We start from the raw sequence: 6,531 nt of genomic DNA, 5'->3' as shown, positions 1-6,531 counted from the left end.
CGGACCCGGGACGGGCCGGCCGTTCACCCGCCGCCGTGCGGTGTCAGTTGCCGAAGGTGCCGTGCCGGCCCGTCCCGGGTCCGTGCCGGGGGCGGGGTCCGTGCACGGCCGTCGGTCTTCGCCTAGGGTCCACGCATGAACGGAAGCGATGAGGAGGAACGGTCCGTGCGGGCCGCCGTCGAGGGCGAACTGAGGCTGCTCGATCCGGGCGTGCGAGCCTCCCCCGGCGAGGTCACCGCACTCCTCGACCCCGGGTTCACCGAGTTCGGCGCCTCAGGGCGGCGCTACGACAGGACATCGATCCTGGCCGTCACGTCCGCAGTCGACGAGAGCGGCCCCGAGCCGAGTGCCGTCACCGGGATGGCCGGTGTGCTGCTGGCACCGGGCCTGGTCCACCTGACGTACACCTCGGAGAGGAACGGCAGGCGTTTCAGGCGCAGTTCGCTCTGGCGCCGGTCGGATTCCGGCTGGCGGATGTACTTCCATCAGGGCACCCCGGCCGGCCCGTCGCAGCCCAGCGGTGAATATCCGGCGGACACCCCGAAGGCGGCTGATTAGGCTCAACGGATGTCGGAATCCCACTACCCCTCCAAGCCCCGGCCCGGCGACCGCGTCGCCGTGCTGTCCCCCTCGTCCGGCCTCCCCGGCATCCTCCCGCTGCCGTACGAACTGGGGCTGCGCAGGCTCCGCGACGACTTCGGACTGGAGCCCGTGGAGTACCCGGCCACCCGGAAGATGGGCTCCACTCCGCAGGAGCGCGCCGCCGACATCCACGCGGCCTTCGCCGATCCCACGATCAAGGCGGTCATCGCCAGCATCGGCGGGGACGACCAGATCACCGTGCTGCCGCATCTGGACCGTGAACTGCTGCGTGCCCACCCCAAGCCGTTCCTCGGCTACAGCGACAACACCAATCTGCTGGTGTTCCTCGACCGCCTCGGTATCGTCGGCTACCACGGCGGATCCGTGATGGTCGAGCTCGGCCGCCCGGGCGCCATGCACCCCCTGACGGCCGCGTCGCTGCGGGCGGCGCTCTTCACCCATGACGATCACGAACTGACCCCCGCGAAGGAGACCGGCAGCGTCAGCGGCCGGTGGGAGGACCCGCGGACCTTCGACCACGAACCCGGCGTGCTGCCCGCCGACGCCTGGATCTGGCACCACGCCGACGGGGTGGTCGAGGGCGCGAGCTGGGGCGGCAACCTGGAGATCCTTTCCTGGCTGCTGATGGCCGACCGGGAGATCCGCCCGGCGGCCGAGTACGAGGGCCGGGTGCTGTTCCTCGAAACGTCCGAGGAGATGATCAGCGCCGACGAGGTGTACCGGATCCTGCGGAACATGGGGGAGCGCGGACTTCTGCACCGGTTCCCCGCACTGCTGATGGCCCGGGCCAAGAACTGGTCCTTCGAGCAGCCCCTCGGCGCAGCTGCCGGGAAGCGGTATCGCGAACAGCAGCGCGAGGCCGTGCTGCGGGCCTTGAACGAGTACGCCCCCGACACGATGGCCGTCCTCGACGTCGACTTCGGCCACACGGACCCGCAGCTGGTCATCCCGTACGGCGGACGGATACGGGTGGACGGCGAGGCGCGCCGGATCGTGGTGACGTATTAGAACCCTCTGCCCTTTTTCTGGTCCGACCACATGCCATGTGTGACATAGTGGGAGATTCGGAAGAAGACGAGGCCGGTAACGGAACGGCTCCGGCCGGGGCAGGGGGTGGCGGATGCCCGTCGAATGGCAACCCGTCCGTCAGTCGCGGACGCATGAACTGGTGCTCCAGAGCATCGAGGAGCAGGTCTTCGCCGGAAAGCTCAGGGCCGGCGACCGGCTGCCGCCCGAGCGTGAACTCGCTCCGGTCTTCGGGGTCAGCCGCTCCGCCCTGCGCGAGGCGCTCCGCGTCCTGGAGACCATTGGCGTACTGGTCGCGCAGCCCGGCCGGGGACCCGACTCGGGAGCCCGGATCGTGCGCAACCCGGACGATGCGCTCGGGCGGCTGCTGCGGCTGCATTTCGCCCTCGGCAGCTACAGCCTGCACGACGTGATGGAGGCCCGGGTCGCCCTGGAGCGCGCCAGTTTCGCCGCCGCCGCGACGCACGCTTCCGAGGAGGACCTGGACGAGGCGGGTGCGGTGGTCCACCGCATGTCGCAGCCGGGCATCCTGCCGGAGGAGTTCAACGAACTCGACACCCGGTTCCACGTCAAGGTGGCCAGCAGTTCCGGCAACGCGCTCACCTCGACGCTGACCGCGGCGGTGCGGGAGTCGGTACGCCCCCTCATCCTGCGAGCCCTCGAAGAGGTGGACGACTGGCCGGCCACACAGGCGCACCTCAACCGTCAGCACGCCGAGATGCTGAGGCTGGTGCGCCTCGACCAGGGTGACGAGGCGGCCGACCTCGCCGAGCTCCACATCCGCGGTTTCCACGGCACGCTGGTCGACGAGGACCGGACCGGCGGCGACGCAGACGGCGCCACCGCTTAGGCCGTGCCCGCGAAGTCTCGCCCCGCCCTCCGGAGGGCGGGGCGAGACTTCGCGGACCTTCCCTGGGGCAGGGCGGCCAGGGAAGCGTCCAGGAGGGCGCCGAGGTGGACTGGAGGCAGACCAGGACACACAGGATGGCCGGCATGCCGACGCTGTACCCGGCCACCTTGCGCAGCAGGATGCGTTCCGAGCCCGGCATCTGTACGGCGGTGGCGGCGATGGTCAGGTTCTGGGGACTCACCACCTCGGCCACCACTCCGCCCGAGGTGTTCGCGGCGACCAGCAAGCAGTGTCGGGTCGATGCCGGCGGTCTGACCGGCCGTCTGCTGGAGGTTGGCGAAGTGCGCGTTGACCGAGGTGTCGGAACCGGTCACCGCCGTGCCCAGCCAGCTGAGGATCGGTGAGAGCAGGGCGAACAGCCCGCCTGCCGTCGCCAGCCAGGTGCCGATGGCCACGGTCTGGCCCGACTGGTTCATCACGTAGCTCGGTGCGAGCACCGTGGCGACCGTCATGATGGCGATCCGCATGTTCTTCAGCTTGGCGAGGGCGAAGATGGCGATCACCAGGATGTACGTGAGTACGGCGTAGGCGACCCGGCGCGGCGTGAGCGCCTCGTTCTCCACCTGGGAGTGCTGTTCCTCGGGGGTGCGGGGCTGCCAGAAGCGCAGCATCAGCACGGCGGCGCCGAAGCTCGCGAGCGAGGCGACCACATCGGTGAGTTCGTACGCGAAGTGGCTGGAGCACCAGTACTGGGCCACGGCGAAGACGCCCCGGTGACCAGCGCGATCGGCCACAGCTGGCGGATTCCACGGGTGCCGTCCACGACGAACAGCAGCAGCAGGGGCACGAAGAGCGCGAGCAGCGGGGACTGGCGGCCGATGACCGCGGCGATGTCCTCGGCCGGGATGCCGGTCAGGTTGCCCGGCGGTGACCGGGATGGCCATGGCGCCGAACGCGACGGGTGCGGTGTTGGCGAGCCGCCCGAAAGGACCCTTCTGGCGCCTACCTCTCCTCAAAACGGACCGAGGGTAGTATGGTCGGACCACAAATCACGATCGGGGAGGCCCCATGCGTATCGGACTCTTCGCCACCTGTCTGGGAGACACGCTCTTCCCGGAGGCGGTGAAATCCACGGCGGTGCTGCTGGCGCGCCTGGGGCACGACGTGGTGTTCCCGCCGGGGCAGACCTGCTGCGGACAGATGCATGTCAACACCGGCTATCAGCGTGAACCCGTCCCGCTGGTGCGCAACTTCGCCGAGCAGTTCGGTGACGCCTCGATCGACGCGGTCGTCATGCCGTCCGGATCGTGCGCAGGTTCCGTCCGCCACCAGCACGAGATCATCGCCGAACGCTACGGCGACGCGGCGCTGCGCTCGGGCGTCGCCACGGTGAAGGCCAAGACGTACGAGCTCTCCGAGTTCCTGGTCGACGTGCTGGACGCCACCGACGTCGGCGCGTACTTCCCGCACCGGGTCACGTACCACCCCACCTGTCACTCCCTGCGGATGCTGCGCGTCGGCGAGAAACCGCTGCGGCTGCTGCGGGCCGTCGACTCGATCGACCTCGTCGAGCTGCCCGAGGCCGACGCCTGCTGCGGATTCGGCGGCACCTTCGCCGTGAAGAACGCCGACACCTCGACCGCGATGCTCCAGGACAAGATGCGCAACGTCGCCACCACAGGCGCCGCCGTGTGCACCGCCGGCGACTCGTCCTGTCTGATGCACATCGGCGGCGGGCTCTCCCGGATCAAGTCCGGCACCCGCACCCTGCACCTGGCCCAGATCCTCTCCTCCACCCGCACCGCGCCGCACGTTCTGACGGAGGCCGCCCGATGAGCAGCACCTTTCTCGGTATGCCCGCGACCCCGCCCCGCTCCCCGTACGGAACGGGCAATCTGCGCGGTGACCGGAAGTTCCCCGCGGCGGCGCACGACGACCTGGGCAACGAACAGCTGCGCCGCAACCTGGGCAAGGCCACCCACACCATCCGCGCCAAACGCCTCCACGTCACCGGCGAGCTGCCCGACTGGGAGGAGCTGCGCGACGCGGGATCGGCCATCAAGACCGACACCATGAACCGGCTTCCCGAGCTCCTGGAGGAGCTGGAGCGCAAGGTCACCGAACGCGGCGGCACCGTCCACTGGGCGCGGGACGGCGGCGAGGCCAACGAGATCGTCGCCCGGCTGATCAAGGAGACCGGCAGCAAGGAGGTCATCAAGGTCAAGTCGATGGCCACCCAGGAGATCGGCCTCAACGAGCACCTCGAATCGATCGGCATCACCCCGTACGAGACGGACCTCGCCGAGCTCATCGTGCAGCTCGCCCACGACAAGCCCTCGCACATCCTGGTGCCCGCCATCCACCGCAACCGCGATGAGATCCGGGAGATCTTCCTCAAGGAGATCCCGGGCGTGGACCCGTCCCTGGACAACGTTCCCGCGCACCTGGCCGCCGCGGCCCGCGCCTATCTGCGCGAGAAGTTCATGACGACGAAGGTCGCCGTCTCCGGAGCCAACTTCGGCATCGCCGAGACCGGCACCCTGTCCGTCGTCGAGTCGGAGGGCAACGGCCGCATGTGCCTGACCCTGCCCGACACCCTGATCACGGTCATGGGCATCGAGAAGGTGCTGCCGCGCTACCAGGACCTGGAGGTCTTCCTCCAGCTGCTGCCGCGTTCCTCCACGGGGGAGCGGATGAACCCGTACACGTCGATGTGGACCGGAGTCACCCCCGGCGACGGGCCGCAGACCTTCCATCTGGTGCTGCTCGACAACGGACGTACCGCCGCCCTCGCCGACAGGATCGGCCGCGAGGCACTCAACTGCATCCGCTGTTCGGCCTGCCTCAACGTCTGCCCGGTGTACGAACGCGCGGGCGGCCACGCCTACGGATCGACGTACCCCGGACCGATCGGCGCCGTGCTCACCCCGCAGCTCGCGGGCATGCACGCGGCCAAGGACGACCCCAACAGCTCGCTGCCCTTCGCCTCCAGCCTGTGCGGCGCCTGCTTCGACGCCTGCCCGGTCAAGATCGATATTCCGTCGCTGCTGGTCGAACTGCGTCACCAGCACACCGAGCAGTCAGGCACCACGGCCGAGAAGCTCGCCATGAAAGCGGCGGCCGGAGTGATGAAGAGCCCGAAGCTGTTCACGGCCGCGCAGAAGGCATCCGGCCTGGGCCGGGTCATCGCCGGACGGGACGGGAAGATCTCGCGTCTGCCCCCGCCCTTCAACGGCTGGAGCGACAGCCGCGACACGCCCGCCCCGCCGAAGGAGACCTTCCGCTCCTGGCTGGCATCGGCGGAGGGAGCCGCGACCATGCGGGCCGCCGCAGACGACTACGCGCAGAACCGGCAGCAGGAGGAGGAGAAGTGACGACCGCTCGCGAAACGGTGCTCGGCCGCGTCCGGGACGCCCTGGCCCTGGCACCCGCCGCCGACACCCCGGTCCCGCGCGCCTACCGCACCGGGCGCACCCTCCCCGACGAGGAACGCCTGGCGCTGTTCACCGACCGGCTCGTCGACTACAAGGCCCAGGTGCATCCCTGCACCGCCGACCGCACGGCCGAGGTCGTCGCCGAGGTGCTGCGGGAGCGCGGAGCCGGCCGGATCGGCGTGCCCGCGGGCCTCGACCCGCAGTGGCTCACCGCCTACGACGGTGAGGTCCAGCAGGACTCCGCCGACATCCCCGCACCGCGGCTGGACTCGCTGGACGGCGTCGTCACGGCCTCGGCCGTGAGCTGCGCCGAAACCGGCACGATCTTCCTGGACGGTTCGCCCGGCCAGGGGCGGCGGGCGTTGTCCCTGGTGCCCGACCTGCACGTCTGCGTCGTCGATCTGTCGACCGTGGAGGTGGGCGTACCCGAGGCGGTGGCCCGACTGGTGCCGGCGCGGCCGACGACGCTGATCAGCGGCCCCTCGGCCACGTCCGACATCGAACTCGAACGGGTCGAGGGCGTGCACGGACCGCGCACCCTCGCGGTCGTGATCCGCACGGACGTATAACGGGACGGGGGTGCGCCGCAGGAAGGCGCGCACCCCCGTCCGTCACCGG

General features: G+C 70.0%; 6 protein-coding genes and 1 pseudogene. 6 read left to right on the top strand and 1 reads right to left on the bottom strand.

Annotated features, from left to right (window positions below):
- Nucleotides 1-135 precede the first annotated feature (135 nt).
- From JGS39_RS34645 to JGS39_RS34635, 3 genes are all read left to right on the top strand, one after another.
- Nucleotides 136-558: a nuclear transport factor 2 family protein gene (locus JGS39_RS34645; protein ID WP_219573718.1), complete on the top strand. Its 423-nt coding sequence runs from the start codon at nt 136-138 to the stop codon at nt 556-558.
- 9 nt (nt 559-567) lie between these two features.
- Nucleotides 568-1,611 (top strand): S66 family peptidase, encoded by a 1,044-nt coding sequence (locus JGS39_RS34640; protein ID WP_219573717.1) that lies wholly within the window; start codon nt 568-570, stop codon nt 1,609-1,611.
- Nucleotides 1,612-1,723: 112 nt separating this feature from the next.
- The gene (locus JGS39_RS34635) at nt 1,724-2,479 is read left to right on the top strand and encodes a FadR/GntR family transcriptional regulator (RefSeq protein ID WP_219573716.1); all 756 of its coding nucleotides are present in this window, start codon (nt 1,724-1,726) and stop codon (nt 2,477-2,479) included.
- 79 nt (nt 2,480-2,558) lie between these two features.
- Here the strand turns inward: JGS39_RS34635 and JGS39_RS34630 are convergent.
- Nucleotides 2,559-3,456: pseudogene (locus tag JGS39_RS34630) on the bottom strand (L-lactate permease); the annotation flags it as partial.
- 91 nt (nt 3,457-3,547) lie between these two features.
- On the opposite strand from JGS39_RS34630, the gene JGS39_RS34625 reads away from it, so the two are divergent.
- From JGS39_RS34625 to JGS39_RS34615, 3 genes are read left to right on the top strand one after another with little or no spacing between them, the layout of a single operon-like run.
- On the top strand, nt 3,548-4,315 hold the full coding sequence (locus JGS39_RS34625; RefSeq protein ID WP_219573715.1) for a (Fe-S)-binding protein: 768 nt from the start codon (nt 3,548-3,550) through the stop codon (nt 4,313-4,315).
- A complete protein-coding gene (locus JGS39_RS34620; RefSeq protein ID WP_219573714.1) occupies nt 4,312-5,853 on the top strand; it encodes a LutB/LldF family L-lactate oxidation iron-sulfur protein in 1,542 nt (513 codons plus the stop codon). Before JGS39_RS34625 ends, JGS39_RS34620 begins: the two co-directional genes overlap by 4 nt.
- Nucleotides 5,850-6,482 carry a LutC/YkgG family protein gene (locus tag JGS39_RS34615; protein ID WP_219573713.1) on the top strand — a complete coding sequence of 211 codons (633 nt, stop codon included), beginning with the start codon at nt 5,850-5,852 and terminating at the stop codon, nt 6,480-6,482. The genes JGS39_RS34620 and JGS39_RS34615 overlap by 4 nt, the downstream gene beginning before the upstream one ends.
- Nucleotides 6,483-6,531: the final 49 nt, after the last annotated feature.

This window comes from Streptomyces poriferorum (genome assembly GCF_019399235.1).
Classification (GTDB): Bacteria; Actinomycetota; Actinomycetes; order Streptomycetales; family Streptomycetaceae; genus Streptomyces; species Streptomyces poriferorum.
This window is presented reverse-complemented; position numbering and strand designations above follow the sequence as displayed.

What these genes read in the sequence shown, in the direction of transcription:
- JGS39_RS34625 (WP_219573715.1), top strand. Translation starts at nt 3,548, where the DNA reads ATGCGTATCGGACTCTTCGCCACCTGTCTGGGAGACACGCTCTTCCCG.
- JGS39_RS34620 (WP_219573714.1), top strand. Translation starts at nt 4,312, where the DNA reads ATGAGCAGCACCTTTCTCGGTATGCCCGCGACCCCGCCCCGCTCCCCG.
- JGS39_RS34645 (WP_219573718.1), top strand. Translation starts at nt 136, where the DNA reads ATGAACGGAAGCGATGAGGAGGAACGGTCCGTGCGGGCCGCCGTCGAG.
- JGS39_RS34635 (WP_219573716.1), top strand. Translation starts at nt 1,724, where the DNA reads ATGCCCGTCGAATGGCAACCCGTCCGTCAGTCGCGGACGCATGAACTG.
- JGS39_RS34640 (WP_219573717.1), top strand. Translation starts at nt 568, where the DNA reads ATGTCGGAATCCCACTACCCCTCCAAGCCCCGGCCCGGCGACCGCGTC.